Origin of the sequence: Actinoplanes couchii, from assembly GCF_016862075.1 — a bacterium.
Taxonomy (GTDB): domain Bacteria; phylum Actinomycetota; class Actinomycetes; order Mycobacteriales; family Micromonosporaceae; genus Actinoplanes; species Actinoplanes couchii.
On sequence record NZ_BOMG01000086.1, the window covers coordinates 1 to 25,002 of the forward strand.

At 66.5% G+C, this 25,002-nt stretch carries 20 protein-coding genes, 2 tRNA genes and 1 pseudogene; 13 read left to right on the forward strand and 10 right to left on the reverse strand.

Features of this window, described 5'->3' with window-relative positions; translation table 11 throughout:
• Positions 1 to 263, forward strand: a 263-nt coding sequence (locus tag Aco03nite_RS34265; protein ID WP_203802856.1) for a sensor histidine kinase, incomplete at its 5' end; no start/stop codon positions are given.
• 614 nt (positions 264 to 877) lie between these two features.
• Here Aco03nite_RS34265 and Aco03nite_RS34270 read toward each other — a convergent pair.
• Positions 878 to 3,124 (reverse strand): putative bifunctional diguanylate cyclase/phosphodiesterase, encoded by a 2,247-nt coding sequence (locus Aco03nite_RS34270; protein WP_203802858.1) that lies wholly within the window; start codon positions 3,122 to 3,124, stop codon positions 878 to 880.
• Positions 3,125 to 3,625: 501 nt separating this feature from the next.
• Here Aco03nite_RS34270 and Aco03nite_RS34275 point away from each other — a divergent pair.
• Both Aco03nite_RS34275 and Aco03nite_RS54820 read left to right on the forward strand, forming a co-directional pair.
• Positions 3,626 to 5,065 carry a GGDEF domain-containing protein gene (locus Aco03nite_RS34275; protein WP_203802862.1) on the forward strand — a complete coding sequence of 480 codons (1,440 nt, stop codon included), beginning with the start codon at positions 3,626 to 3,628 and terminating at the stop codon, positions 5,063 to 5,065.
• A gap of 97 nt (positions 5,066 to 5,162) precedes the next feature.
• Positions 5,163 to 5,626: pseudogene (locus tag Aco03nite_RS54820) on the forward strand (leucine zipper domain-containing protein); the annotation flags it as partial.
• A 104-nt stretch (positions 5,627 to 5,730) separates the two neighbouring features.
• Here Aco03nite_RS54820 and Aco03nite_RS34285 read toward each other — a convergent pair.
• Entirely contained in the window at positions 5,731 to 6,336 is a 606-nt protein-coding gene (locus Aco03nite_RS34285) for a TetR/AcrR family transcriptional regulator (protein ID WP_203802867.1), read from the reverse strand.
• Between the two features lie 69 nt (positions 6,337 to 6,405).
• On the opposite strand from Aco03nite_RS34285, the gene Aco03nite_RS54260 reads away from it, so the two are divergent.
• The 6 genes from Aco03nite_RS54260 (at position 6,406) to Aco03nite_RS34310 (ending at position 13,557) form a co-directional block, all read left to right on the forward strand.
• The gene (locus Aco03nite_RS54260) at positions 6,406 to 6,783 is read left to right on the forward strand and encodes an MFS transporter (RefSeq protein WP_275415931.1); all 378 of its coding nucleotides are present in this window, start codon (positions 6,406 to 6,408) and stop codon (positions 6,781 to 6,783) included.
• The gene (locus Aco03nite_RS34290; protein WP_275415932.1) at positions 6,780 to 7,868 is read left to right on the forward strand and encodes an MFS transporter; all 1,089 of its coding nucleotides are present in this window, start codon (positions 6,780 to 6,782) and stop codon (positions 7,866 to 7,868) included. The genes Aco03nite_RS54260 and Aco03nite_RS34290 overlap by 4 nt, the downstream gene beginning before the upstream one ends.
• Positions 7,861 to 8,859: an alpha/beta hydrolase fold domain-containing protein gene (locus Aco03nite_RS34295; RefSeq protein ID WP_203802870.1), complete on the forward strand. Its 999-nt coding sequence runs from the start codon at positions 7,861 to 7,863 to the stop codon at positions 8,857 to 8,859. The genes Aco03nite_RS34290 and Aco03nite_RS34295 overlap by 8 nt, the downstream gene beginning before the upstream one ends.
• Positions 8,860 to 9,778: 919 nt before the next feature.
• On the forward strand, positions 9,779 to 12,076 hold the full coding sequence (locus Aco03nite_RS34300) for a putative bifunctional diguanylate cyclase/phosphodiesterase (protein ID WP_203802873.1): 2,298 nt from the start codon (positions 9,779 to 9,781) through the stop codon (positions 12,074 to 12,076).
• Between the two features lie 556 nt (positions 12,077 to 12,632).
• A complete protein-coding gene (locus Aco03nite_RS34305) occupies positions 12,633 to 13,034 on the forward strand; it encodes a hypothetical protein (RefSeq protein WP_239145684.1) in 402 nt (133 codons plus the stop codon).
• Positions 13,021 to 13,557 (forward strand): GAF domain-containing protein, encoded by a 537-nt coding sequence (locus tag Aco03nite_RS34310; RefSeq protein ID WP_203802876.1) that lies wholly within the window; start codon positions 13,021 to 13,023, stop codon positions 13,555 to 13,557. Before Aco03nite_RS34305 ends, Aco03nite_RS34310 begins: the two co-directional genes overlap by 14 nt.
• Positions 13,558 to 13,886: 329 nt before the next feature.
• Here Aco03nite_RS34310 and Aco03nite_RS34315 read toward each other — a convergent pair whose 3' ends face one another.
• From Aco03nite_RS34315 to Aco03nite_RS34325, 3 genes are all read right to left on the reverse strand, one after another.
• On the reverse strand, positions 13,887 to 14,702 hold the full coding sequence (locus Aco03nite_RS34315; RefSeq protein ID WP_203802878.1) for an alpha/beta fold hydrolase: 816 nt from the start codon (positions 14,700 to 14,702) through the stop codon (positions 13,887 to 13,889).
• Positions 14,703 to 15,023: 321 nt separating this feature from the next.
• Entirely contained in the window at positions 15,024 to 15,398 is a 375-nt protein-coding gene (locus tag Aco03nite_RS34320) for an STAS domain-containing protein (RefSeq protein ID WP_203802880.1), read from the reverse strand.
• Between the two features lie 112 nt (positions 15,399 to 15,510).
• A complete protein-coding gene (locus Aco03nite_RS34325) occupies positions 15,511 to 15,846 on the reverse strand; it encodes an ATP-binding protein (protein WP_239145685.1) in 336 nt (111 codons plus the stop codon).
• 548 nt (positions 15,847 to 16,394) lie between these two features.
• On the opposite strand from Aco03nite_RS34325, the gene Aco03nite_RS34330 reads away from it, so the two are divergent.
• Complete coding sequence (locus Aco03nite_RS34330) at positions 16,395 to 16,568, forward strand: hypothetical protein (RefSeq protein ID WP_203802882.1); 174 nt, start codon at positions 16,395 to 16,397, stop codon at positions 16,566 to 16,568.
• Between the two features lie 293 nt (positions 16,569 to 16,861).
• Here the strand turns inward: Aco03nite_RS34330 and Aco03nite_RS34335 are convergent, their stop codons facing one another.
• From Aco03nite_RS34335 to Aco03nite_RS34345, 3 genes are all read right to left on the reverse strand, one after another.
• The gene (locus Aco03nite_RS34335; RefSeq protein WP_203802884.1) at positions 16,862 to 17,836 is read right to left on the reverse strand and encodes a diacylglycerol/lipid kinase family protein; all 975 of its coding nucleotides are present in this window, start codon (positions 17,834 to 17,836) and stop codon (positions 16,862 to 16,864) included.
• A 736-nt stretch (positions 17,837 to 18,572) separates the two neighbouring features.
• Positions 18,573 to 18,645, reverse strand: a tRNA-Arg gene (locus tag Aco03nite_RS34340).
• Between the two features lie 41 nt (positions 18,646 to 18,686).
• Positions 18,687 to 18,777: transfer RNA gene (locus Aco03nite_RS34345), tRNA-Ser, on the reverse strand.
• A 1,096-nt stretch (positions 18,778 to 19,873) separates the two neighbouring features.
• On the opposite strand from Aco03nite_RS34345, the gene Aco03nite_RS34350 reads away from it, so the two are divergent.
• Positions 19,874 to 20,377, forward strand: coding sequence for a hypothetical protein (locus Aco03nite_RS34350; RefSeq protein WP_203802886.1), 504 nt, complete (start codon positions 19,874 to 19,876; stop codon positions 20,375 to 20,377).
• Here Aco03nite_RS34350 and Aco03nite_RS34355 read toward each other — a convergent pair.
• Positions 20,332 to 21,093 carry a CPBP family intramembrane glutamic endopeptidase gene (locus Aco03nite_RS34355; protein ID WP_239145686.1) on the reverse strand — a complete coding sequence of 254 codons (762 nt, stop codon included), beginning with the start codon at positions 21,091 to 21,093 and terminating at the stop codon, positions 20,332 to 20,334. The genes Aco03nite_RS34350 and Aco03nite_RS34355 overlap by 46 nt on opposite strands.
• Positions 21,094 to 21,211: 118 nt before the next feature.
• On the opposite strand from Aco03nite_RS34355, the gene Aco03nite_RS34360 reads away from it, so the two are divergent.
• Entirely contained in the window at positions 21,212 to 22,321 is a 1,110-nt protein-coding gene (locus tag Aco03nite_RS34360; RefSeq protein ID WP_203802898.1) for a globin domain-containing protein, read from the forward strand.
• On the opposite strand, the gene Aco03nite_RS34365 is transcribed toward Aco03nite_RS34360, so the two are convergent.
• Positions 22,322 to 23,851, reverse strand: a complete 1,530-nt coding sequence (locus tag Aco03nite_RS34365; RefSeq protein ID WP_203802907.1) for a peptide deformylase — start codon at positions 23,849 to 23,851, stop codon at positions 22,322 to 22,324. It abuts the gene before it with no gap.
• Positions 23,852 to 24,229: 378 nt separating this feature from the next.
• Here Aco03nite_RS34365 and Aco03nite_RS34370 point away from each other — a divergent pair, with 378 nt between their 5' ends.
• Entirely contained in the window at positions 24,230 to 24,952 is a 723-nt protein-coding gene (locus tag Aco03nite_RS34370) for a hypothetical protein (protein ID WP_203803424.1), read from the forward strand.
• The last annotated feature ends 50 nt before the right edge of the window (positions 24,953 to 25,002 follow it).

Consider the following 25,002-nt stretch of genomic DNA (forward strand, 5'->3'; position numbering starts at 1 on the left):
TCACCGCGATCACCGTGCATCGGCAGGACGACATCGCCACCATCGCGGTGCACGACGACGGGCATGGCATCCCCGCCGAACTACGTCCACACCTATTCGACCGATACACCCGCAACCCGGACACCAGCATGGCGATCAAGGGGACCGGGCTGGGCCTCTACATTGTGCGCGGCCTCGCCGAGGCCAACCACGGCACCGCGGGGTTCCACCCAGGCAACGGCGGCGGCAGCACCTTCACGCTCGCCCTGCCAACCGCTGGCTGACCTCGGAGAAAAGGGTCCACTCCAAGACTCCGGGAGCAGCACGCAAGCAGCTCGTCGCCCTCTGTCATGCAATGTGACCGATGTTGCGATGGTGGTGAAGGACGGGCTGTTCCGTAGTGACTGTTCGGATCCGGCCCGGTTCCGCTTTGGTGCCGATGGCTGTTCGATGCTCGGGGTGACTGGCGTATTTCTGGATGGCCCAGGCTACGAAGACGCTGTCTCGACCGCGATTCTCAAAAGGGATGGCCGTGGGAGCCCTCGGGCCGATGCGCGAGATCACTGAACGCCCGAGAGGAAAACGGCTGGTCCACATCAGTGGGCCGCCTATTGCCGGTGGCGCTCCTGCCCCGCGCCACCCCCAAGGCCGAGAAGTTGACACCGCCGCCCAGGTCGCCGATCACGAGGCCCAGGACACGCTTCCGCCGCGGCTGGCTCGGACTCCGGCCGAGGCACGGTTCACGCACCACCCGGCTGTCATCGTCGCCCATGCCTTCGTTCAGAATCTCCGCGCGGACATGGCGACCTCGCCATCGGCGAATATGCTCAACAACAGGTCGCCACCCCTGCCAAGCGCCGAACGCGGCTGCTGTTGAGTAATGCGCCAGCGCCGGTTGTCATCTCGCTGCCTGCAGGGATGCATGGAGAGCGGTAGCGAACTCCGCTGGTGGGGTCGGCTTGCCGAATAGATACCCTTGGCAGGAAGGGCAGCCGAGTTCGCGAAGGGCGTCCCAGTCGGCCTGGTCTTCGACTCCCTCGGCAATGGCCGTCATCCCCAGCGAGCGCGCCAACCATAGAACTGCCTGGATGATTGATGTTTTCCGCGGGTCAGCGGATAAGCCGGCCACGAACGAGCGGTCGAGCTTGACTACGTCAGCGGGAACCGACTGTAGCCACGTAAGGCTGCTGTAACCGGTGCCGAAGTCGTCCAGGGCGATGCGGACGCCCAAGCTCTTGATAGTCAAGAGTCGTTCGCGGACGTCGATGGAGGTACTGAGCAGGGCGGTCTCGGTGATTTCGATGACCAGGCGGGACGCGTCTAGCGACGGGTGGGAGGACAGTACGTTGGCCAGCATCGGTACGAAGTCGGGCTCGGCCAACTGCCGCGGGCTGACATTGACTGAAATATACTCAAAATGATCGTTCCACAGGTCAAGCCGGCGTACGGCTTCACGCAGTACGTGCTCACCGAGTGCAACAATCATGCCGGTCTCCTCAGCGGCCGGGATGAAGTGGAACGGGCTCAGCAGGTCGTCCTGAGGCGTCCGGAGGCGGACCAGGGCCTCGGCGCCGATGATGCGCCCGGTGTCGGCTGCCACGATCGGCTGGAACCAGACCGGCAGAGTCTCGTTGAGTTCTCCGGAGAGGGCGTCACGTAGTCTGGTTTCGGCGGTGAGCCGCTCGCGCACCGCGACCCGCATGTCGTCGCTGAAAATCTGTAGACGGTTGCCGCCAGCGCGTTTTGCTACGTACATGGCGGTGTCGGCATCCAGCACCGTCTGGTCAGCCCGTGAGAGATCCTGTACGACGGCCAGGCCGGCGCTCACCGACACCTGCAGGGTCCTGCCGTCGAGTTCGAGCGGCTGGGCGCACGAAGCTAGGAGGGCCTGCCCCACCTGGACGCCCGTGGTGACTGGGCCTGCCAACGCGACCACGAACTCGTCGCCGCCTAGGCGGGTGACCAGCGTGTCAGCCGGCACGGTCGATGCCAGACGGGTCGCAAAAGCACGAAGCAACTCGTCGCCAACCGCGTGCCCGGAGCCGTCGTTGATCGACTTGAAGCGGTCGATGTCGAGATAGAGGATGCTGATGGGCTCTTCGCCGGCAGTCAGCCCAACCAGGTCGTGCTCAAACGCCGCCCGCGACAGCAGGCCGGTGAGCCCATCACGGCGTAGCTGTTCCTGCAACTCCTCCTGATGGCGACGGCTTTCAGTGACGTCGAGGCAGTGCACGAAGATCAGCCGCAGGCGGCCTTTGCAGTCATGCAGTTTGGTGCCGTGCACCTCCACCCACATGATCTCATCGGTGTCTGTGCGGCGGTACTGGCGCATTTGGGTCGAAGTACTGTTCTGGGCAACCAGCTGGTCGAGCATGCAGGGCTCAGCCGCGTCGACCGCCTCGATCGGCAGGTCGCGGATGCGGAAGTCGAGGGGAAGCTCGTCGGGTAGGCGTAGCCAGGTGCGGTAGGCCGTATTGGTGCGCAGCACCCGGCCATCTGGCGACAGCATCGCCATAGGCACGGGAGTCTTTTCGAAGGCGACCGTGAGCTGGGCCCGGCTTTCGTCCAGGTTTGCCTGGGCACGCTCTTCTTCGGCCTCGGCCAGCCGCCACTGCACGATCTGGAAGGTGGCTGCGAACAGCACGGCCCCACCGTGTACAAATGCCCAGACTAGCGGGTGAATGCCCGAAGAGCCGTGACCATACATGGGTCCGAAATGAGAGGTGCCGAAGATCGCGTGCTGGATCGTGGTAGCCATCAGGAAAACACCGAATGGAGCCCAATCGCGGTAGAGAGCCAGTGCACCGACCGCGATGAAGAAGGAGAAGTGGGCCTCGGTCTGGTTGTGCGCCATCGCAACGAAAGCGGCACAGGCCAGCGTGAACCCGAGGGAAACGAGGACGGAGGGAAGTCTGCGACCGGGCAGCGTGGCCGCAGCGACTATGCAGAGCAGGACGAGCGGCAGCAGCCAGGTAGCGACGTTGGCGGTCGCGAACTGCCCGCTCAGCGCGCCGTAGATGCTGAGCGCGCCGATGCTGGCGGCGAGTAAGCGGTAAAGCAGGCGATGCCGAACGGACCAGTCTTCATCGATCAGGCCACCGCCGGTGGGTAGCCAGCGAGGTAGATCCTTCGTCCACGGCAACATGGAACTACCTTCGGCAGTTCCGGTTGCTGGAAGCGCGACAACGAGATGCAACCCGGTTGCAAGTTAGAAGACATCCGGGCGCCCGGGCGGCGCTGGACCGAGTCTGGGCGGACAAGGCGTACAGTTCGCGGGGACCGGGCCTACCTGTGGCGGTACCAGATCGAAACGACCATCCCGGCCAAGGCTGATTAGGCCGCCAACCGGTGCAAGGAGGACTCGGCCGGTTGTCGCCCGCCGGCCTTCGACCCGCTCGACTACCAGCTGTATAACGCTGTCGATCATGTGATTCACCTGCTGAAGAGCACCGAACCTTGGATACCCGCTTCCTCCCGCTGGCCATCTGTCACCTGGCCCACCATGCAGATCGCGGCCGGAAGGTGCGGCTGCGCCTATGGCGATCCCTAGGAGTGCAGCCATCTATAGGCTTGGATGTGATCTGTATCTCTGCCGTTGTCGGGGAGTCCTATTCAAGGGTGGACGCCATCGTCCGATCAGCAGGCCATGGGGTCTTCCGGTCCGACAGGTAGCGGACGTTTCCGGCTCTCCGGCATCGCGGATGACTATGACGCTGAGTACTGGTCGAGGCAGATCCGTTTCGGTGGTGTGACCGCCTGCATCATCACCACCATTGGCGCGTCGCGTGTCGCGACCGTATGGGATGGCGACAACCGCTGGTGGGTGGCGGCGTTGGTGGCAGCGGTCGTTCTGCAGATGCTGCTCTCCGCACTGAGCTGGAAACGGCTGGTGCGCCGCCCCCTCGTCCGAGAAGCCCTGGTGACGTGGTGGGTCGTGGAGATACCGGTGCTCACCGCATTCTGCCTGATTGATGACGCCGGCGCGACCCTCTACCCACCAGGAGCCATCTTGGTGGTCACCACCGCAGCCGCGTTGTACCCACCGACATGGGTCCTGCTGCTGGGCATACTGTCGTTGGTCGGCTTCGCTGTCTTGGAAGCAAGCACAAAGCTGCACACGGCGTCGTTCATCGGCGGGCTGTGCGCACTGCTGCTCGCGGTCATCGGGTTGAGCGTGCTGACCGCGGCCAACCGGTGGCGCCAAGACGGGCAGCGGCGTGCCGCTGAGCGGCGGGTGGGGTTGCTGCTGCAGAACGCGTCCGACGTCATCCTCGCGGCAAACGCCGACGGCCGGATCTGCTACACCGCCGGGTCGGCACAAGGCCTGCTGGGGTTGCCGCCCGGGCAATTGATCGGCACCCCTCTGGCGAGCCTGGCATACCAGCAGGACCAGGAGCTACTGACGCACTGGCTCGCCGCGGCCGCCACATCGCGTTCGGGTACGTGCCGAGTGGAGGTCCGCATGGTCCGTCCTGACGGAACGTGGCTACCGGTGGAGATCCTGGCAACCCGGCAGCACGAGGACCCGGTACTCGGTGACCTCGTTCTCAACATCCGCGACCTCAGCCACCACTGGCAGGAACGCCATCAGCTCGCCCAGCGTGCCCTGACCGATGCGCTCACCGGACTGGGCAACCGCGCCAGCTTCGATAATCACCTCTCTCGGGCCATCGACCGATTGCACCCCGACGGCGGCGACGTCGCGGTTCTGCTCATGGACCTCGACGGTTTCAAGCCCATCAACGACACCTGGGGCCATGCCGTCGGAGACCAGGTGCTGACGACCATCGCCACCAGGCTCCGTACCACTTCACGCCCCCACGACACTCTCGCCCGCATCGGCGGCGACGAGTTCGCTCTGATCCTGACCGGTGTCCCCGACGACGAGGTGATGGATCTGGCGCGCAGACTGGAGTCGGCAGTCTGCCAGCCGATCAACATCTCCGGCTCCTCCGTTGGTTGCGGCATCAGCATCGGCCTCGCCGTCGCACGCACGGGCGACCAGGACATAAGCGCACAGCAGCTCACCGCCCTAGCCGATCAGGCCATGTACGCCGTCAAGAGGAGCGTCGGCGTCAGACGGTAAGACAGGGCACGAACCGCTGCGAGACATGCCGCCTATGAAGGCCTCGAGCGATGCAGTGGAGTTTGTCGAGAACCCGCCGACCAGGCCGGAGGCCTTCATGTCCCGCGCTAACGCCGCGCTGACCCCGAGGGTGCGATTGCGGCTGGCGCGTCTGATCGTGGATCACGGTTGGTCACCCGTACGAGCGGCTGAACGCTACGACGTGTGCTGGAAGATCGCCAGCAAAATGAGCCCAGCGTTTCCGCGACGAAGGCGCAGCCGGCATGGCCGATCGTTCGTTACGCCTGCACCGGCAACCGACCCTGACCCTGACCAGTGGTCCGCAAGATCCTGCACCTACGCCGCAAACGGCGCCTCGGCCCGGTCCCGATCGCCGATCAACTAGGCCTGGCCGCCTCCACCGTGCACGCCGTACTCACCCGGCAGCGGGCGAACCGAATCTCCCACCTCGACCGGAGCACCGGGGAACCGATCCGCCGCTACGAACGCGACCACCCCGGCGATCTGCTGCACGTCGACGTCAAGAAGCTCGGCAACGTCCCCGACGGCGGCGGCTGGCGCTAGCTCGGCCGCCAGACCGGCCGCCGCAACCGGCAAGCCACCGCCCGCCGCACCGGCCGGCGCCGGCAGGCTGTTCGACGGCGGGTGCGAGCCGTTCTTCGTCGTCAGCGATTGGCGTTGCGCAATGCACGGAAGAGCTGTTCCAGGCGCTGACGATGGTGCAGGGCTACCTCGGCGGAGGTCTCGCCGGCGATGAGGCGGCGGGCGTTGTCGGTCAGCACGGTGGTGTAGCCGGATATGAAGAAGGCGGCGAGCAGGGTGCTGTCGCCGTCGAAGTCCGGATCGCGTTCGAGTTCGACGGTCAGCTGGTGCTGCAGGTCAGCGGCCAGTTCGCGGGCTCGGGCGATGAGGGGCGTGGAGCCGGCCACGGTGCGGAAGAACGGGGTGGATTCGGCGGCGATCCCCGATAGACCGTGGTGCTCCCCGGCCAGTCGCAGCATCAGGGCCTCCAGCGCGTCCAGCACATCGGTTCCCGCGGGACGATCGCGGACCGCTGAGCGCAGCATCTGCTCGGCGTCCTCGGCCCGGTCCAGCAGGAGGTCTTCCTTGCGCGGGAAGTGCTTGAACACGGTGACGGCGGAGACTCCCGCCGCACGTGCGACGTCGGCCACGGTGACAGCGTCGAACCCCTGGTCGAGGAAGAGCCGGGTGGCGATCTGCGAAATTCGCGCACGTGTCTGCGGTCCCCCGCGGGCATCGGTGCGTGGCATGTGACCCCTTCCGTAACTGCCGCCAGCATAGTAGTTGTTCCACTAAGCTTAGTGAGTTAACTTAATGGCATGGTCACTGCTGAGGCACGCCCCCCTGAGACGGCTCGACCCGAGTCTCTGGGTGACAGATGGATCGTCCTCACCGGGCTGTCCGCGGTATTCCTGGTCGAGATGCTCGACAACTCCGTCCTCAACGTCGCGCTGCCCACGATCGGCCGTGAGCTGCAAGCTTCGACGACAGCCCTGCAGTGGGTGACAGGCGCGTACTCGGTCGTCTTCGGTGGGCTGATGCTGCTGTTCGGGGCGATCGCCGACCGATTCGGGCGGCGCCGGGTGATGCTGACCGGGCTGGTCCTGCTGGGCGCCGCGAGTCTCGCGACCATGTTCGTGTCGACCGCCGGGCAGCTATCGCGGTCCGGGCGGGCATGGGAGCCGCCGCGGCGATGACCACCCCGGGCTCCCTGGCGCTGGCCTTCCGGCTGTTCCGGGCCGACGACCTGCGTGTGCGGGCCATCACGGTCATCTCGACCGCCGGGCTGGTGGGTCTCGCGACCGGCCCGACGGCAGGCGGGTTCGTGCTCGCCGTCGCCCCATGGCAGGTCCTGCTTCTCGTCAATGTGCCGATCGCCGCGCTCGCGTTCGCCGGCATCAGCCTCGGCGTCGCCGCGGACGACCCGGGCAGCCTGCATGCCGGCCCCCTCGACATCCCGGGCGCGGTACTGGGCACGGCGACGATCATCCTGGCCCTTGTCACGCCGACTCTGTTCGTCGACGAGGGCGGCGCATCGTGGGCACCCTGGGCCGTCGCCGCGGCAGCGATCGTTACGACCACGGCCTTCGTCCTGCGCGAGCGGACGGCACGGCACCCCCTGCTCGACCTGAGGCTGCTGGCGGTGCCGCTGGTATCGAGTGGCCTGGCCTACAAAGCCGCCTCCGGCCTTGCCGTCGCCGGCCTCGGCTACCTGGTGACACTGCTGCTGCAGTTCGCCTGGGGCTGGTCCCCGGCGATGGCGGCCGTCGGCATGCTGCCGCAGGTCGTCATGCTGCTCGCCGGGGGCCGGCTGGTGACCCCGTTCGTGCGGCGCGTCGGCCTGGAACGCGCGGCCTGGCTGAGCGCCGCAGCGGTCGTCGCCGGTCTCGCCGCCTTCGCCGCACTGAACAGGTTCGGTTACCCCGGGGTGCTGATCGCGCTTGTGCTCGTCGCCGCCGGCATGCGTGTCGTCGGGGTCGTGGCCGGCAACAACGTGCTGCGCGGCCTGCCGGAGAACCGCACCTCGATCGGCGCGGCCCTCGTCGACACCTCCGGTGAACTCGCGACAGGCGTCGGCATCGCCGCCACCGGAACCATCCTGGCCGCCCTGTTCACCGGCAGCCTCTCCGCCTCGCACTGGAGCACCGCACAGGCCGGGCAGTTCCAGCAGGCGGTGACCGTCGCGGCTCTCGTCCTCACCGCCGTCGCTGCCGCACTCGTCACCTACGGCGTCATCCGCTCGCGCACCACCACGTCCGTCAAGGAGACCCACCATGTCTGATGTCCTGCCGCGCCCACCGTTCGACCCCGAACTCGGGGTGTTCCTCACCGCCGTGCACGAACGCGGCCCCTTCACCCTGACCGCCGACATGCTGCCCCGCATGCGCATGCTGGACATCACCGAACAGGCCCTCGACGAGCGGCTGCAGGCCCGCGGTTGGCAACGCCGCACCCTGACCGTCCCCGGTTACCAGGGTGACCCCATCAACCTGGCGGTCATCAGCCGGATCGGGCACACCGGCCCGGCAACCTGCTTCTACACCATGCACGGCGGCGGCATGATGTTCGGCCACTACCTCGGCAACCTCGACTCCTACGACGACTGGCTGCTCACCCACGACGACGTCGTCCTGGTCAGCGTCGACTACCGGCTCGCCCCCGAGCACCCCGACCCCTATCCGGTCGAAGACTGCTACGCAGGCCTGCTGTGGCCCGCCGCCCACGGCGACGAACTCGGCATCGACCCCGCGCGTATCGTGCTGGCCGGGCAGAGCGCCGGCGGCGGACTAGCCGCGGGCACCGCGCTACTGGCCCGGGACCGGCAAGGACCACCACTGCTCGGCCAGATCCTGATCTCCCCGATGCTCGACGACAGCGACTCGACCGTCTCGACCCGCCAGATCGACGGCATCGGCATCGCCGACCGCGCCATGACCCGCTTCGGCTGGACCGCCTACCTCGGCGACCGGCGCGGCGGCGACGACGTGTCCATCTACGCCGCCCCAGCTCGTGCCACCGACCTGACCGGCATGCCACTGACCTACATCGACTGCGCCAGCGCCGAAGTGTTCCGCGACGAAACCGTGGCCTACGCCAGCGGACTCTGGCGCGCCGGAATCGACACCGAACTACACGTCTGGCCCGGGGGATTCCACGGCTTCACCAGCATGATGCCGCAAGCGGCACTGTCCCGGACCGCTACCGCCGCACTGACAACCTGGACCGACCGGTTACTCACCGAACGACCTACCGACGACGGGCGAGTCGCGTGACGCAAGCTCTGCTTGCCGGCCAGCGTTCAAGGCTCGAGCAGCGGTACGTTCGCCCGCGCGGTCGGAGCGCACCCGGTGAGCCGTCACGGACTTGAGACCGCCCGTTGACGTGTTGTAGCGGGTGATCTGACCGATCCTGGGTGGGCGCGGCTGAAGGTTGCTGCCGAACATGGCTACGCAGCGTGGCAGATCGTCCGCCTACGCGACCGCGGAATTCTGGCCCGTGGGGAAGCACGGCCCGGGTCCGACAGAGGTTAACGGTGGCCTGGGGAGCGTTCTGCCCCTCGCCGGCCGTGATGTTTGCCCTGTTCAGAGGTTGTCCTCCGCGATGGCAGGGAGCACCGCCACGATGAAATCGGGTTGTCGGGGGTAGGTGGTGCGGCGCTGTTCCCAGAACCAGCGATCGGATGGGGAGCAAGCGGGATTGAAACCAGTAAGCACTGAACAGCGCCGGGCGGCGTTCAGCGGTGTCGGACAACCTCGGATGGGCAGGCGAAGCTGCATTTTTGCTGGTCAGATGCCTGATCGGGCTATCACAGGAGTGCTCCGCCGAACTGCGCTCAACTGCGCCGAAGAGTATGTCTACGCAGGGCAACAGTGCCGTGCTGAGGGATCGATCTAGTACGTCTACTCCCGTGTAGTTCTTCTCGTATCCGGAGCGGTCTGTCGAGCGTTAGGGCGCCGCCGGCTGACCCTTCCCCTGTGACGGGAGTGAACAGCTATTGATTCATCGGCCCTCTGTGGATCTCTGGACGGTTTTCGGCACACGATCATCGCCGCCCTCGAAGAGTCTCTCGACTCACTGTGGTCCCCCGCCGTAGTCCAGCCGGGCCGATTAAACAGGCGTTTACCTTCGGACCTCTCCGATCCGGTGACGGTCGTCCGATACAGCGATGGAACGCCAGGGAGAGGATGATCGTTGACCGACACGCAACCGGCTGTGCGGCCGGTCGACCACCTACGCCGCGATCCAGTGCTGCGCGGACTGATCGGATTCACCCTCCTCGGGTGCCTGCTGTTCTTCCTGCTCAGCGGGCAACCGACGCGGCAGATCCAGGTCCTCTGGCTGGCGCAGGTGCCACTCGACGCGGCCCTCGCGCTCGGCGGATGGCGACTGCGGCGGCTCGCCCACAAGCGCTACCGCCGCTTCTGGTCCATGATCGCCTTCGCCGGAGCCTCGTTCACGCTCGGTGACACCTACCATGCCCTACAGGTCTTGATCCGGCCCGGTGAACCGTCGCTCGCCGGAGGCACCGTGCAGACCGCGTTCTTCGCCATCGGCATGAGCAGCAACGTGATCGCATGCCTGATCTTCCCGCAGGGCCTGCGAACCGCCCGCGAACGGTTCGTCTTCTGGCTCGACGCCACCACCGTACTGGTCGGCGGGGGCGTGGTCGCGTGGTGCTTCGCTTTCAACCCGCCCGATAGCAGCACCGACCGGGTCAACGCCAGCGTCACCGCGGCGCTGGTGCTGGTCGCGACGTTCTCCGCTACCAAGGTCGCGCTCATCCGCAATCCGCCGATGGCGCGGATAGCGGCCTGGCCGATGGTCTCCGCGGCGATGGTGCAGGGCGTCAGCACGTTGCTGCCCGGCGACTTCCAGACCCTTGATCACGCATACGTGTACGCGATCCGCCTGCTGCCGAGCGTCCTGATCGCCGTCGGCCCGTGGATCCAGGTCATCGTCCTGCGAGTCGGGGATCCCCGCTACACCGCCAAGCGCCGCCCCTACAGCCTCCTGCCGTACGGGATGATCGCCGTCACCTTCGTGGTGTTCTTCCAGGTGCTCCCGAACGCCGCGTCGTCCCAGCTGGTCGGCGCGACCATCGGCGTCGTGGTGATCACCTTCCTGGTTGCCGGCCGCCAGCTGGTCGCCTTCCACGACAACATGAACCTGATCAGCCGCCTCGACGTGGCCCTCGGCGAACTACGAGACCAGGCCCTCTTTGACGGGCTTACCGGTCTCGCCAACCGCACCCACTTCAGCGCCGAGACCACCCGCCTGCTGACCACCGGATCGACGCTGCTGCTCATCGACCTGGACGACTTCAAGGCCGTCAACGACACGATGGGCCACGCAGCCGGCGACTCGCTGCTGATGGTCGTCGCGTCACGGCTGCGTGACGCGGCGGGCGACGACGCAGTGGTGTGCCGGCTCGGCGGCGACGAATTCGCCCTGCTACTGCCCGGCACCGGCCCGGACGGCGCTCAAGTGGTCGCCGGCGAGATCCTGCGCCTGCTCGCCGAGCCGATCGTGCTACTCCAGCACACCCTGACCACCCGGGCCAGCATCGGCATGGCCGAAGCCCGCCCCGGCGAGGACCCCTCCACCCTGCTCGCCAACGCCGACATCGCCATGTATGAGGCCAAACGTCGCGGCAAGGGCCAGTGGATCGCCTACACCAACGAGATGGGCGCCCGGATCAGCGCCGAGGCAGTCCTGATCCGTGAGCTCGACCAGGCCGTCGAACGCGACGAGTTCAGCCTGCTCTACCAGCCGATCGTGCGGCTCTCCGACGGCCGGCTGATGGGCGTCGAGTCACTGATCCGCTGGAACCACCCGGTCCGTGGACTGGTGCCGCCGATCGAGTTCATCCCGGTCGCCGAACGCACCGCGCAGATCGTGGCGATCGGCCGCTGGGTGCTGCGCGAGGCCTGCCGCCAGGCCGCGGCCTGGACCCGTGAGTTCCCGGATGCACCCCCGCTGTACGTCGGCGTCAACGTCGCCGGACCGCAACTGCGCGACCCGAACCTGGTCGCCGACGTGGCGGCCGCCCTCGCCGCGACCGGCCTGCCCGCCGGAAGCCTCACCATCGAGGTCACCGAGACCGCCGTGCTCGACGACGAACAGTCGCACGCCACCATGCTCGCGCTGCGCACCCTCGGGGTGAAACTCGCGCTTGACGACTTCGGCACCGCCGCCTCGTCGCTCGGCCTACTGCTCACCTGCCCGGTCAACTCGCTCAAACTGGACCGCTCGTTCGTCGAGTCGATCACCACGGTCAGCCGGCAGGCGGCGGTCGCCACCGCGGTCAGCCAGATGGCGGCGGCGCTGGACTTCGGGTCGGTGGCCGAGGGCATCGAGACCGCCGAACAGCGTGACCTGCTGCGCGGGCTCGGCTACGAGTACGGGCAAGGCTACCTTTGGTCACGGCCGGTCCCGGCCGAGCGGATCAGTGAACTACGCACGCACGAGCTCGCCGTCGCCACGTCGTAGCCGTTCGCCACGCCGGTGGACGGCCTCGGTCAGCTCAGAGAGCTGACCAATTGGAAGTCGGTGCCAAACCTGGCCACGGGCGGCGGCCAGGCCGGTCCACGGCGCTGGAGCCCAAGGTCAGCCGGTGCGGCCGGGCGGTTCAGAATCGCCGCCGATCAAGACTCTGCGGTGGTGTCCTTGTCCATACGCGGCGAGGTCGACGCGGACAATGCCACGCATCTCTCACATCTGATCTGCGCGGCAAGCGACTCCATCGGTAACCGGGTTGTCTGGATATCGGCGGTGTCACCCTTCGCGGTGCGGCAGGTATGACGGCTCTAGTCAAGAAACACAGACGCGTAGAAACCGCCGGTCAACAACTTCTACCAGTGTTGACATCACACCCAGTGGTGTGAGAACCCCCCCGCTCTCCCACCTCCTACCCACCGCGTCAATGTCGGCTGCGGGCGCCGTACAACGACGCTTTCAGCGAGGTCGATCCGGTCTCGGCTGACCGATTGGCACCATGATGACGTCTCCCCACGTCCTGAGAAGTGGAACGCTCGCAATCCTCAACTTGGAGACACTGCTGCCGAAGAAGCTGAACGGGATCAACATCATTCACGCGCCACAGGGGTTCAACTCGCACACGGACGACGTCTCGGAGGCTTCCGTGCCGGCAGAAACGCTTCAGAGTGACGAACTCGCCCGGCCCACCGTGGCTGACGCGCTAGTGATGGTTCATCGCACACACGGCTCGAAAGCCGCAGCGGTGTGGCAACGCCTCCTCGCCGATACCGGGCTCGCTGGACATGAGACCGACGACGACTCCCTCCGCCTCCTACTGACAGCGATGGCCGACCACGACCCGGTCAGCAAAATTAGGGCACGTGCCCTGCTCGCGCGCCTCAGCAGCTTCAACCACATCCGCGATCGACGGCCGTACGCAGCACGGAGCGCATCCCATGAATACCGTTGACGTCTTTGAACGCCTCGACGACACCAGTGACTATCTGAATGGACTCGATAACCCGGCACGCATGAAAACGCTTGCTGCCATCGACATCGACAATCCGACACTGCGCGAGAAGCTGGACGCAATCAGCGCCCGGACCGCACGCCGACTCGGAGTACCGACCAGCCTGACCACCCTGGTGCTCGACACGGCACAGATCATCCCCGGCTCACACGGCCTGACCGGATGGCTGGCCGACGCAGCCGCTACTCCGATCGAATGGTCGTTCTGCGCCCGCACCGTCGCCACCGGCCAGCCTTACATCGTCCCAGACACCGCCACGGATCCGGTGCAAGTCGACAACCCACTCGTCACCAGGGATGGCATCGCCAGCTACGCAGGAGTTCCGCTCGCCGTAGACGGTCAGATCGTAGGGGCACACTGCGTGCTCGTTAATGAAGTTCACACGTTCAACGACGCCGACCTCACCGAACTTCGTGCCGCCGCCGAGGAAGTCACCGCACTGCTGAGCGAGTACCGCGTATAAGGGTGCGACGAATTCAACAACCCGTTTCGTGCGCCCCACTTCGCTGGAGCACCAGCCGCTGAGATCGAGGTCATCGAGGTCGGTGGCGTCGATGAGTACAGCCGCCTCTGCCTCATCAACCATTCTAAGCGGACTCGGACCCCCTTACTGGTAGACATGCAGGCACAGGTCATGGCTCTCCTAGGGCGCCACAGACCATCGAAGATCATTCTCGCGGCGGCGCGCGGTGCCGGGCTCAGGGTCGAGCCATCTGCTGGCGCGGTCCATTCCGCGCCGAGACCGCTGTTCTCTCTGCGCGCACGGTAAGCCCGCACGCGCTGCGGATCGGATCAGCCGCGGGTCAGGTACGCCTGGATCACGTCGATGGTCTCTTCAGGGGCACTGAGATTGGGGCAGTGCCCGGTGGCGTTCATGACAACGAAAGTACTGTCCTGAAGATGGTCGCTGACGTATCGCCCGACGGCGTGCGAGGCAATGATGTCGTCGGTGCACTGCATCACCAGCGACGGTGTACGGACCTCCGCGAGGTCGGACCGGTTGTCCGACCGGAAGGTGACCCGGGCGAATTTCCTGGCGATGACCGGGTCGGTGGCACAGAAGCTGTTGACGAGTTCTTGGCTCAGCTCCGGCCGTTGGGGATTCGCCATGATCATGGGGGCGATGACGCTGGACCAGCCGAGATAGTTGCTGTCAAGGGCGGCCATCATCTCGTCGATATCAGCGTGGCTGAAGCCACCTTTGTAGTCGCCATCGTCGATGTAGGACGGGGAGGGGCCGACGAGGATCAGCTCGGCGAAACGCCCGGGCTCACGGATCGCGGCCAGAACACCGATCATGGCGCTGACGGAATGACCGACAAAGACAACGTCGTGCAGGTCGAGCACATGCACGATCTCCAGAACGTCGGTGGCATACCCGTCCAGGGCGGCGTATTTGGTGTCGTCGTAGGCGCTGAGGTCCGAGCGGCCGACACCGACGTGATCGAACAGCACCACTCGGTAGGTATCGGTGAACGCCGGTGCGACCAGCCGCCACATGTTCTGATCACAGCCGTAGCCGTGAGAGAAGATCATCGGCTGGCCACCCGGCGCACCACTGATCTCCACGGCATGCCGGCGCATAACGGCATCGAAGGTCCTAGTCATCCCTATCGCCTTTCACTCGGCGTCCATCATCTAATACCAAGCAGGGACGTCGCCTGCTGGAGTGGTGGCGTAGCGGTCTCGACGGCATTGACGTCCCTCGGATGAACTGACCAGAGGCCGGGACGAACCGAGCGGCGCGGCGGCCGCCAGGTCGGCAAGATCGCTGCCGGGGCGACTTGGCCGGCGGCGAAGTGGTGGATCTGTTCACGGAGCCGTTCAGCGGCCTGGCCCGTAAGCAGAACTCCCAAGAAGAGGAAGCGTTCAGGCTTCAAGGCCGCCTATCGGACTTTTACGTCGATCGGTGCATTGGCTTCGCCGGCCTCACGGTGCGGCCCCCGGGTGCTGCCGAGGTCGGGGGATGTCGAGGTGGAAGAGGTCCTGTAAGTCCAGGACCCGCAGCACGCGTTGGATCATGGTGTTGACGTTGATCAGCCGGAAGATCGTGCCGGTGTTCTGGGCGGCGAAAAAGCCGTCGAGGAGAGCACTGATGGCCTCGGAGTCGATGAAGGTGACCTCGGCGAGGTCGACGATGAGCCGGCCGGGCCGGTCGCGGTCGATGACGGTCAGCAGGGCGTCACGTAGTTCGTCGCGGGCGGCGAGGTCGAGTTCCCCCGCGAGCAGGATCAGGCTCTCGCGGATCCCGTCGGCGTTGACCCAGCCGGGCCCGCTGCTGATGGTGAAGTAGTTCTGATCCACGGATGTTTGTCTACCAGCAAGTAACCGCCGTTTTTTGGAGATTGCGCGTCGGTTCTTACACGTGTCGATATCGCGACGGCTGGTGGCAGCTACCAGCGGTACCTGGTGGGGTTCAGGGGGTGAAGAGGAAGCTGGCCCAGACGCGTTTGGCGGTATCGGCGGTGTACCAGCCGATGATGGAGGCGAACGCCCGGGCCAGGTGCAGGCCGCGGCCACCGGCGTCGGCCTGCTGGATGTCGGCGAGTTCGGGGAGGGTGCTGAGGTCGTGGTCGGCGACGTCGAGGACGAACCGGTCCCCGGTGGGCAGCAGGCGGACGACAGTGGGTGCCAAGCCATGCCTGAGGGCGTTGTTGACCGGTTCGGTGACGACCAGGATCATGCGATCCGGGATGTCGCTCAGTGACTCCCGCGTGTGCTCGTTGAGTGCGCCGATCAGCCCGGCACGCAACGCGCGCAGCCGATCAGAGATCCAGTACCCACGTCGTCGGCTCTGTCCTTTGAGACCGCTACGGAAGTAGTAGTCCGATATCCCAAACCGACTAACGTGGCGAGGGTAACGCCATCGGCGACGTCTCCCACACCCGGTGTCGGCGCAGCCATCGCGACACACCGGCGCGTATCCGGCATCACGCAAGCCCAGCTCGCGGCATGCATCAACAAAGTCCATGCAGCGGGTGTCCGCCGTCGAGCAGGGACGAAAACACGCCGAACGGCTCACCGACCTGATCAACATCGCCACTGTGCTGGCGTGTGGTGTCGGCGCCCTTCATCGGACAGCAGTTCGACTCCTTAACCTCAGGGACACGCCGGGTTCCGCGGGCCGAGGCCGTCGCCGCCGGCCGAGCCGTGATCATGCGTGCCGCGGTGCCCGCCACTGATCGCCGCGACATCCCTGACCTTGAAACCGCCGGCAGCCGGGTCACTGGGGCATAGTCGATCTGGCACGGCTCCCCGGTCGCACACTCCGCGCTGGCCGCTTACCGTCGTCCCTGCTGGATGACCCGATCGCTGCGCACCGCGCCGCCTCCGACCGTCAGCAAGCCGCCCAGCCACTGGCCGTGGCGTATGAAAACACTTGCCAGTGGCCGCCACATCCGCGACGAAGAGCTGACCTGGATCGCAGCCGACCGGGCGATGTCGGCTGCCCGCGAGCCGCCGACCCACACCTGATCGCCCTCGGCGCATGGGCGCAGTCCGCGTCCTACCGGCGGGCAGGCCAGCAGGACTACGAAACAAATCGACCGTTGTGCCGCCGAGCACAGATCAGCGGGAACTTCACCCTCGCCTGCACGACACCTGGTCACGTCAACCAGCTCATGTGGAGGAGTTCTCACTCGGTAACCACCTGGGATGCGGCCGACCGCCGGCCGTTCCACAGCCGAGAAAGTGAGACGAGCTATCCGGTCCCGCAAAGCTCCCATACGGGGACTCCGAGGTGTCAGTAGGCCGCCTCGTCTCAATGGTCAGGCGGTGTTGTCGGCCACGGCGGTGCGGATGGTATCGGCATTGGCTTCGGCGACGGAGACGTCGTAGGTGAGGTCAGGGTCGCCTGCCGGGCGGGGCACGCAGAGCAGCAGCGCCTGGTGCTGGATCGTCACTTCCAGGTTGGTGCCGGCGTCGATCAGATCGCCGTCGAGTTGGCGAGGCTGCGGTCGGGTGCTGCGGATCAGAACGTGCTGTGCGGTGAAGGTTTCCATTCGCGGGACGCGATCTCTGCGGCGTAGTACCGCCCAGCCCATCGCAATCCAGTGACCAAGGTTGTTCGGGCTCAGGATGGCGACGTCGAGTTTCCCGTCGTCCGGGTGGGCCTCGCTGAGGAGCCGGACGCCGCCCTGCAGCCGGCCCACGTTACCGATGATCACCGAGCGGGGCCGCCGGCGCAGTGGTTGGCCGCCGTCCAACTGGATGAGGACCCGCATCGGGTTGGACAGTAGATGCTTGGCGGCGCCACCGACGTAGGCCAGCCAACCAATATGCTTTTTAGCGACATCAGAGGTGCCTTCGAGCATCTGGGCATCGAAGCCCATCCCTGCCATCACGGCGAAACGCTGCTCACCGACCACGCCGACATCGATACGTTTACGGCCGCCCTCGATAGCGACCTCGACGCCGGTAGCGGCATCGGTGCCCAGGCCCAGGTTCGCAGCCAGGAGGTTGCCCGTACCGGCGGGCAGTACGGCCAGAGCAACGTCGGTCCCGGCCAACGCGGTCACGACCGCCATGACCGTGCCATCACCGCCACAAGCGAAGATCAACTCGGCACCCTCGGCGATCGCCTGCAGGGCTTGCCCGCGGCCGGCGTCGTCTTCGCTGGTCTCGTGCCAGCTCGGTTCGGGCCACCCGGCAGTAGCCAGACCCTCAATGACGGTGCGTCGTAGAACTTCGAGATCGCCGACCTTGACGGGATTGAACACTACGGCGGAACGCGGACCAGTCATACCACCGTTAGTGCCCCGGGATGCGGGCAGACAATCCGCAAGAGCCGACCAGTCACCGAACCAGCGGGCCCCATCGCCGTCGCGTTGTGCTGACGGCTGAGAACGGCGATCGTGCAGACCAACAATGCCTGCTCGTCAACGGCGGCTGCCAGCCTGCCGGCCGCGCTCGCCGACACCAGCGAGGCGCTGCGCCTACCATCCGAAGTGCCGAGCGGCGGGGCACCTTCGTGAGGTTCCCCCCAGCGATCACCTCCTCTGTCAGACGCACGAATGAGTCCGTTGGAAATCTGTCAGATCGGGGAGTGTTCGTCGCAGCCGGCAAGAACGGCGTGGCCCCGAATTCCGGGCTGTTCGACCTGGCCCGTCCTTGCCGACGGCGGTGCCGCACCTTCATCGCAGAGCGCTCCTCCGCATTCGACTTTCTGACCTGGAATCAGATGGTCGGAACCGCCCGCCGCTCAGTCGCTCAGGGCCCTGAGCTGGGGCAATAGGCTTCGCAACCGCATGGCTTCCCACATTCCAAGCGCCCTTATCCCGGATTATGGAAAGTGGTGACCGAATGGTGATCGGCTGTCCGAAATTCGAACGAACGCTCCGATCACCCAGTAAATGGCCCCTGAGCTGCGAAAACGTGGGTCTCGATCTTGCCCCACACGTGCCCCACACGATCCACACAGGCCAAACAAAAAGAGGCCTCTGAGCTGCGTTTTCGCAGCTCAGAGGCCTCTTGATCTTGTGCGCCCGAAGGGACTCGAACCCCTAACCTTCTGATCCGTAGTCAGATGCTCTATCCATTGAGCTACGGGCGCTTGCCTTGTTGCTCAGTCAGCCTACATCACCGACTTTTGCGCGGAGACTCCGGGATTCGAACCCGGGAGGGGCTTTAAAACCCCAACCGCATTAGCAGTGCGGCGCCATAGACCAGACTAGGCGAAGTCTCCCCGGTGTCCCGTGGGCCACCAGGGCTTGACAATACCGGACCGCCTGACGGCTGCACAAAGAGGTAGGCATCCGGCGCTCCGGGGAACTTCGTGAAGGGGCGCGAACAGGCGAAACGTCTCGGGAGCCACTAGGGTTGGGGTGATGGAGGAGAACACGCGCCGGGAAGCTCCGCGGGCTCGGGATCCGCGTAGCCCCTTCGTTGCGCCCGAGCAGGCGGCTTCCGAGGAGGCTCCGGCTCGGCGTGGGGCCCCTCCGGCGGTCACGTTTCAGCCGCCCCGGGCCGATGACAGTGCTGAAGGTCACTCTTCAGAGCCTTCTTCCGGTACGGGTCAGCCGGTTCCGCGACGGCGTAGCCCCCGGAGGACGACTCCGCCCGCCACGGTCCCGCCTCAATCGGGTGAGCCCGCGGCCGAGAAGACCGGGCAACCGGCCGCCGCGCCGCGGAGCAGGCCCGAAGTGCGAGCGGTACCCGCCGAAGACCAGGCGCAGCCGACACCCACCAAGAATCAGGGGGAAGCGCCTCCGGTCGAACCGGCGACAAGGGCCGAGCTGGTCACGACTCCCGAGCCGGGCGCAGAGGCTGAGCCGGCAACCAAGATTGAACCGGGCGCAGAGGCTGAGTCGGCAACCAAGGCTGAGCCGGCTGCGGCCACTGAGCCGGTAATAAAGGCCGAGGCCGCAACGAAGGCGAAGGCGGAGCCCGCAGCGAAGAAGGCGCCCGCCAAGCGAGCACCCGCGAAGCGAGCCGCACCGGCCAAGAAGGCGGCTCCCGCCAAGCGAGCCCGAAAGATCCCGGAATCGGTGGAGGACCCGAGCACGGTGACGGGGCAGGCGGAGGGCAAGGTTGTCGCGCTGGCGCGGACTCCGCGCCCCCTGGGCGCGCCCGCGCAAAAGCCAAGGCCCCTGGATCCACCCGCGCGAGCACTTGAGTCCCTGGATCCGCCCGCGCCCATGGAACCGCCTGCGCAAACGCCTGCACCTCTGGATCCGCCCGCGCGAACGCTGGCGTCCCTGGATCCGTCCGCGCGAGTGCCAGAGCCCCTGGTGGCGGGTGCTGGTGAGTGGGCGGGGCAGCAGAGTCTGGTGGAGGGGCTGTTGGCTGAGCCCAGCCGTACGCCAGCAATTTTGGCTCTTGCCGCTGTTGAAAGGTTCGGGCCTGCCGCCGCGGACTGGGCGGACCGCACCCGGGCCGTCTATCCCAAGGCGTCGCGGGAGGCCCTGGCACGGCTGGCGATCCAACGATTCACCAGGTCAGCGGTGGTGCGCGGGGCGGCCGGCGCGTTTGCCGGACCGTACTCGCCGATCGCCCTGACCGCTGGCATCCTGATCACGCACGCCGAGCTGATCCTGCATCTGGCGGCCGCGTTCGAAGTGGATCCCGCGGACCCGCGCCGGGCGGAGGACCTGCTGCGCCTGGCGAGCCCGGGCCCGGCCCTGGGCACGATCGTGGCCGGTCACCTGCTGAAACGGGCGCTCCCGGGCATGAACCTGGTCAGCGCGATCCTGGGCGCCACGTCGACGACCGAGACGGTGGCGGCCCGGGCGACGAAGTTCTACAGGGACAACCAGCCGAGCCAGGCCGCCGGCAACAGCGCGTAACCAACAAACGCGACGATGTCCAGCAGGCTGTGCGCGACGATCAACGGCATCACCCGTTTGGTACGCAGGTAGAACAGCGCGAACACCACCCCCATCACCACGTTCCCGATGAAGCCACCGAACCCCTGATACAGGTGGTAGGACCCCCTGAGCACCGCGGAGGCCATGATGATCCAAACCGGTGACAGGGCGTAATCCCGGAGTCGGGTGATCAGGTACCCGACGACGATCACTTCCTCGAGAACCGAGTTCTGCACGGCGGACAAAATCAGCACCGGCACCGTCCACCAGTACGCGTCGAGACCGGACGGCCGGATCTGCGCGTTGATGCCGAGCTGTAGTGCCGCGTACACAAACAGCAGTCCGGGAATGCCGATGCCGGCGGCGAGGCCGGATCCCCAGCCGAGGTCGTAACCGGGACGCCGGTAGTCGATGCCGAGCGTCCGCGGGTAGATCCGGTCCTTCGCCAGCAGATAGAGCGCCAGTGCGACCGGGATGAGAGCGAAGAAGATCCCCAGCAGCTGGTACGTGAGATCAAGGTACGGCCGTGGCGACACCGTCGGGTTGAGCGTGGTGGTCTGCTGCGCGAGCGGCTTGTCCGCGGTGAGTTTCGCGGTCAGCGACACCACGGAGTAGATGGCCGACTGCCCGAGGGACAGCAACAACACGATGGCGATTTCCGGCCCGTACCGCGGCCGAGGTGGGTCGACGATCACCAGGCAACTTTAGGCGAGGCACAAACCGGACCAAATCGGCGAGCGACACGCCGCACAACATGACTTGTCGCACTGTTCGTGCGTCGTCTTCCCGACTGCGCTGACCACCCTGAATGGCATGGGAGACCTGGCACGCTTGCTCAAGGAGAGCTGGAGCCTCGTCGAGGAACACCAGGACAAGGTTGCCGGCTATTTCTACGCGCGGATCTTCCTGTCGTACCCAGATCTGCGTGATCTGTTCCCGGTGCAGATGGACGTGCAGCGGGCCCGTCTGCTCGGGGCGATCGTGCAGGCCGTACAGACGCTGGAGGATCCGGAGCGGTTCGACGACTATCTGCGATCACTCGGCCGGGATCACCGCAAATTCCACGTGGAACCGGAGCATTACGAGGTGGTGGGCGGGGCCTTGATCGAGTCGATGCGGGCGCACGCGGGCGAGCAGTGGGGTGTCGAGTACGACCAGGCCTGGGCCGACGCGTACGCGGTGATCGCGGCGAAGATGCTGGCCGGCGCGGAGGCGGATCCGAACCCGCCGTACTGGTACGCCGAGGTGGTCGCGCACGAACGCCGGTCGCAGGACATCGCGGTGTTCACGGTGCTGCCGTTGCAGCCGCTGGATTTCCGGGCCGGCCAGTACCTGAGCGTCGAGGCCCCGCGCTACCAGCCCCGGTTGTGGCGCACCTACTCACCGGCGAACGCGCCCCGGCGGGACAACACGCTGGAGTTCCACGTGCGGGCGGTGGGCGCGGGCTGGGTGTCCAGCGCTCTGGTCCGCAGGCTGCAGGTCGGCGACATGATCAAGGTGGCGGCCCCGATGGGCACGATGACGCTGGACCGCCGGTCGACGCGGGACGCCGTCTTCGTGGCCGGCGGCACCGGGCTGGCCCCGGTCAAGTCGCTGCTGGAGGAGCTGACCCGGTACAACCGGACCCGCTGGGTGCACGTCTTCTTCGGCGCGCGGAACCGCGAGGACCTGTACGACCTGGCCGACCTGAACCGGCTGGCGGCCCGCTACCCCTGGTTGTCGGTGGTGACCGCGTGCAGCGACGATCCGACGTTCCCCGGCGAGCAGGGCGACATCTCGGACGTGGTGGCGAAGTACGGCCCGTGGAAGGAGCACGACTTCTTCGTCTCCGGGTCGGGCCGGATGGTCCGGAGCACCCTGAAGCGCCTCGCCGAGCTCCAGGTGCCGTCGGTCCGGATAAAGTACGACAGCTTTAATGAATAGTCAGTAATCCCAAGGCCGTCCCGTGTGCTGGTACTGAGCGACCGGCACCAGCTTGGCGTCCGGCTTCATCCGGTCCACGTAGAGCCGCCCTTCCAGGTGGTCGATCTCGTGGCTGATGAGCCGGGCCAGCGCCCGTTCGAACGTGGTGACCACCCGGGTTCCGTCGAACCGCGCGTGTTCCACGTCGATCCGCATCGGCCGCGGCACCAGCCCCCGGTAATCGAAGAACGACAGGCATCCTTCGTACTGCTCGTCGTGGTCCACCGATTCGCCGACGATCCGCGGGTTGAGCAGGACGACCGGATCCACGTCCCGTTCCGGCGGGCGGACCACGGCGGCCGCCACCGGCACGCCGATCTGGGGCGCGGCGAGTCCCACACCCTTGCTGAATTCGTGCAGGTCCTCCAGCCGGCCGAGCGAGGTGAGCAGCCGGGTCATCGCGTTGCGCGCGGCCGGGCCCTCCCGGGGCAGCTGGAAGTGCCGGGCCCGCTGCCGGAGCAGATCGGAGCCACGCTGGATGATGCCGATGCCGCGCATCCGGTGCGAGGCCTTGGGCAGGGCCGGTTCCGGCGGTCCGGTCTCGTCGTAGACCGGGGCATCGGCGCCGCGGTACCGCCATTCCAGCCGGTACCGCGCGTTGAGCAGGGGTGCGTCGGTTGACCACTCGAAGATGGCACGACCTCCCTCGGTGCGGCGTTCCAACGGGGTTCGGACCGGCACCTCGGCGTTGAGCGATGCCTCCACTCCCCAGACCTGGGGTTCGAAGCTCTCCGGCAGATCGAGCCGGACGGTCAGTGACCGGGTCGGCAGGCGGACGGCGCGCTGGAACCACTGGCCCCACTTCTCCTCGCCGACCGTGTAGGCGTACTCGATGGTGGTTCGTTCGCCGGGGTAGAGCGGGAACTGGCCGCGCTCGTTGGCGAACAGCAGCCAGAGTTCCTTGGACGCGTCCCGGTCGAGCTTGACCCGCCACTGCATCGACTCGGCGGCCACGCCCTCCCCGGCGAACGCCTGGACGTCGAGTTCCTCGAAGGTGAGCGGGTTCTCCCGGTGGTACCGGTTGGAGCCGGCCGGATCGTGCGGGTACCTGTCGACGGAGATCTTCGCGAGGTAGCGGGTGACCGCCTCGATGCCGGCGTTGTAGAGCGAGCGCCGGACCCGGCAGCGGTAGGCGCCGTCGGCGTAGGCGAGTTCGGCGATCTCCCGTTCCACGATCAGGCCGGTGCCGGGCGGCAGCCACTGGACCGGCACCGGTGGGTCACGGTGCAGGCTGGAGCCGCGGGCGTGCCGGAGTTCGTCGTACTCCTGGAATCGTTGCCAGATGGCGCCGCCCGCACCGAGCACCGCCTCGGCCCGGCGGGCGAAGTCCTCGGTGGGTTTGTGGCGCCGGCCCTCGACGTGACTGACGTAGGAGGGATCGAAGCCCATGCGCGCGGCGAGCTGCTTCTTGGTCATGCCCCGTTCGACCCGCCATTGCGCAAGCACCGTCACGAACTGGTCTGCTGCCCGTTCAATGGGCGAGGTGGTCATCACGGATGTCCCCTTCGCGACGGCAAGTCAAGTGTCGCTGGCTCTCCGTGTCTGCAAGGAGCTAGTAGCGTTTTGCCGACAGATACCTTGACGAATCCGGCAACGTGACGACGCTACGTAAAGTAACAATTGCCTAGGGTATTCGTCCGAAAGATCCCCTTGCCCAGTGTGGTTAGGCTACCCTTAACCGGGTACCGTGGGTCACCGCGAGCCTTCCCTGCTCCACAAGAGCCGGCTCGCCGCCACTGCTTCAGCACGTTCATCCGCAAGGAGTACTGCGGTGACTCAGCGACGAGTGCGCCCGTGACCAGCATCACCCTGGAACTCACGCAGATCCGCCCGCGGCTGCTGGCCCCGGTCAACGCGACCCTGCGTGCCATGTTCGGCACCAGCACCGAGATCCCCGGTCTGGCTCCTGACCTGGTCGTCCGCGATCTGGCCGGCTGGACTCCGGCGGCCCGGCTGGCCGACGTGCACCTGGACACCCTGCTGGAGAACTCGCGGCGCCGCTGGAACGCGCAGCCACACGCCGCAGCCGCTCTGGCCTGGAAGGCGTACACGTACTGGCTGGCCCTGCCCGCTGTTCTGGGTTTTGCATCGGCACGCAGAGTGCCCTTACTCACCGCGACCGATGTCGTCATGCATTTCGACGACATCCGCCCGCTGGTCACCCTCGGACTGCGCCCCGACATCCCGGTCGCGGTCCTCCCCAGCGACCCGATCGCGTTCTCCGGCCGCCCCGAGGTCAAGGTCGTGCCGGACGAGGAGGCGCTGCTCGGCGAATTCCGCCGCAGCCTGCTCGACGAGCACCTCAACCCGCTGCTGGACGCCATCCACGGCCGGGTCCGCCTGGGCAAACGTACCCTGCTCGGCTCGCTGGCATCCGGCGTCGCCTACGGCGTCCTGCGCTCCGCCGACGCCGTCCCCGGCTCCTCCGCCGAGACGATCGACATGCTGCTCGGCGCGCTCGGCGTCCGTGACCTGATCGAGCTGGTCCCCGGCCCGCACGGCAACCTCGAACTCAAACGCAAGACCTGCTGCCTGGCCTTCACCCTGCCGCGCCCCAAGGTCTGCCCGGGTTGCTGCATCAAGACCCCTTAGCGGTACGAGCCGGCCACGGTCCCGTGGCCACCCGCGCGGCAGGCGCGGCA

Excerpts from the sequence above, each read along its gene's own strand:
- Aco03nite_RS34270 (WP_203802858.1), bottom strand. The coding sequence starts at position 3,124 with ATGTTGCCGTGGACGAAGGATCTACCTCGCTGGCTACCCACCGGCGGT.
- Aco03nite_RS34275 (WP_203802862.1), top strand. The coding sequence starts at position 3,626 with ATGGGGTCTTCCGGTCCGACAGGTAGCGGACGTTTCCGGCTCTCCGGC.
- Aco03nite_RS34285 (WP_203802867.1), bottom strand. The coding sequence starts at position 6,336 with ATGCCACGCACCGATGCCCGCGGGGGACCGCAGACACGTGCGCGAATT.
- Aco03nite_RS54260 (WP_275415931.1), top strand. The coding sequence starts at position 6,406 with ATGGTCACTGCTGAGGCACGCCCCCCTGAGACGGCTCGACCCGAGTCT.
- Aco03nite_RS34290 (WP_275415932.1), top strand. The coding sequence starts at position 6,780 with ATGACCACCCCGGGCTCCCTGGCGCTGGCCTTCCGGCTGTTCCGGGCC.
- Aco03nite_RS34295 (WP_203802870.1), top strand. The coding sequence starts at position 7,861 with ATGTCTGATGTCCTGCCGCGCCCACCGTTCGACCCCGAACTCGGGGTG.
- Aco03nite_RS34310 (WP_203802876.1), top strand. The coding sequence starts at position 13,021 with ATGAATACCGTTGACGTCTTTGAACGCCTCGACGACACCAGTGACTAT.
- Aco03nite_RS34315 (WP_203802878.1), bottom strand. The coding sequence starts at position 14,702 with ATGACTAGGACCTTCGATGCCGTTATGCGCCGGCATGCCGTGGAGATC.
- Aco03nite_RS34330 (WP_203802882.1), top strand. The coding sequence starts at position 16,395 with ATGACCCGATCGCTGCGCACCGCGCCGCCTCCGACCGTCAGCAAGCCG.
- Aco03nite_RS34335 (WP_203802884.1), bottom strand. The coding sequence starts at position 17,836 with ATGACTGGTCCGCGTTCCGCCGTAGTGTTCAATCCCGTCAAGGTCGGC.
- Aco03nite_RS34360 (WP_203802898.1), top strand. The coding sequence starts at position 21,212 with ATGGGAGACCTGGCACGCTTGCTCAAGGAGAGCTGGAGCCTCGTCGAG.
- Aco03nite_RS34365 (WP_203802907.1), bottom strand. The coding sequence starts at position 23,851 with ATGACCACCTCGCCCATTGAACGGGCAGCAGACCAGTTCGTGACGGTG.
- Aco03nite_RS34370 (WP_203803424.1), top strand. The coding sequence starts at position 24,230 with ATGTTCGGCACCAGCACCGAGATCCCCGGTCTGGCTCCTGACCTGGTC.